Origin of the sequence: Streptomyces prasinopilosus, assembly GCF_001419695.1 — a bacterium.
GTDB lineage: Bacteria > Actinomycetota > Actinomycetes > Streptomycetales > Streptomycetaceae > Streptomyces > Streptomyces prasinopilosus.
In genome coordinates this window covers 1-2,032 of sequence record NZ_LIRG01000688.1, presented here as the reverse complement: position 1 = coordinate 2,032, position 2,032 = coordinate 1, and the positions used below count along the sequence as shown (strand labels likewise).

The 2,032-nt window shown below is 74.0% G+C and carries 1 protein-coding gene; it reads left to right on the top strand.

What is annotated here, in order from left to right; all coding sequences use genetic code 11:
• A partial coding sequence (locus AOK18_RS24555; RefSeq protein WP_055695737.1) for a xanthine dehydrogenase family protein molybdopterin-binding subunit occupies window positions 1-2,032 on the top strand: 2,032 nt, incomplete at both ends.

Genomic DNA, 2,032 nt, shown 5'->3' with positions numbered 1-2,032 from the left:
CCCGATCCCGCCGCGGGCCGGGGCGCCCCGGCCCGCGGCGGGATCGGGGAGTCCGTCCTGCGGCCCGACGGCGTCCTCAAGGTCACCGGAGAGTTCGCGTACTCCTCCGACCTGTGGCACGAGGACATGCTGTGGGGCCAGATCCTGCGCTCCCCGGTCGCGCACGCCGAGATCCTCTCGATCGACACCTCCGGGGCCCTCGCCCTGCCGGGCGTGCACGCCGTCCTCACCTACGACGACCTGCCGACCGGGGTGCGCCACTACGGCCTGGAGATCCAGGACACCCCCGTCCTGGCCCACGGCAAGGTCCGCCACCACGGCGAGCCGGTCGCCGTCGTCGCCGCCGACCACCCCGAGACCGCGCGCCGCGCCGCCGAGAGGATCAGGGTCGAGTACCGGGAGCTGCCCGTCGTCACCGACGAGGCCTCCGCGCTCGCCCCCGGCGCGCCCCTCGTCCACGAACACCGCGAGGACCACCACCTGCGGTACGTGGCCCACCCCAACATCGTCCACCGCCAGCCGATCGTGCGCGGCGACGTGGCGCGGGCCCGCGAGCGCGCCGACGTCGTCGTCGAGGGCGAGTACACCTTCGGCATGCAGGACCAGGCCTTCCTCGGCCCCGAGTCGGGGCTCGCCGTCCCCGAGGAGGACGGCGGCGTCCACCTCTACGTCGCCACCCAGTGGCTCCACTCCGACCGGCGCCAGATGGCGCCCGTGCTCGGCCTGCCCGAGGACAAGGTGCGGATGACCCTGGCCGGCGTCGGCGGCGCGTTCGGCGGCCGGGAGGACCTGTCCATGCAGATCCACGCCTGCCTGCTCGCCCTGCGCACCGGAAGACCCGTCAAGATCGTCTACAACCGCTTCGAGTCCTTCTTCGGCCACGTCCACCGCCACCCGGCCACGCTGCGCTACGAGCACGGCGCCACCCGCGACGGCAGGCTGACCCACGTCGCGTGCCGCATCGTCCTCGACGGCGGGGCGTACGCCTCCGCCTCCCCGGCCGTGGTCGGCAACGCCTCCTCCCTCGGCGTCGGGCCGTACGCCGTGGACGACGTGGAGATCGAGGCCCTCGCCCTCTACACCAACAACCCGCCCTGCGGCGCCATGCGCGGCTTCGGCGCGGTCCAGGCGTGCTTCGCCTACGAGGCCCAGATGGACAGGCTGGCCGCCCGCCTGGGCCTGGACCCGGTGGAGTTCAGGCAGCTCAACGCCATGGAACAGGGCACGCTCATGCCCACCGGGCAGGTCGTCGACTCCCCGGCGCCGGTCGCCGAACTGCTGCGCCGGGTCAAGGCGATGCCGATGCCGCCCGAGCGGCAGTGGGAGAGCGGCGAGGGCACCGACGTGCGCCGGCTGCCCGGCGGCCTGTCCAACACCACCCACGGTGAGGACGTCGTGCGCGGTGTCGGCTACGCGGTCGGCATCAAGAACGTCGGTTTCTCCGAGGGCTTCGACGACTACTCCACCGCGCGCGTCCGGATGGAGGTGGCCGGCGGCCGGCCCGTGGCCACCGTGCACACCGCGATGGCGGAGGTCGGGCAGGGCGGGATCACCGTCCACGCCCAGATCGCCCGCACCGAGCTGGGCGTCGGCCAGGTGACCGTCCACCCCGCCGACACCCGGGTGGGCTCGGCCGGCTCGACCTCCGCCTCCCGGCAGACGTACGTCACCGGAGGGGCGGTCAGGAACGCCTGCGAGCTGGTCCGGGAACAGGTCCTGGAGCTGGGCCGGCGCCGGTTCGGCTCCCGCCACCCGGCGTGGACGACGGCCGGACTGCTGCTGGAGGACGGCAAGGTCGTCACCGACGGCGGTGAGGTGCTGGCCGACCTGGTGGACGTCCTCGGGGACGAAGCGGTCGAGGCGGAGGAGGAGTGGCGGCCCCGGCCGACCGAGCCCTTCGACCCGCACACCGGCCGGGGCAACGGCCACATCCAGTACACCTTCGCCGCCCACCGGGCCGTCGTCGAGGTCGACACCGGGCTCGGCCTGGTCAAGGTGATCGAACTCGCCTGCGCGCAGTCCGTACGGCGCG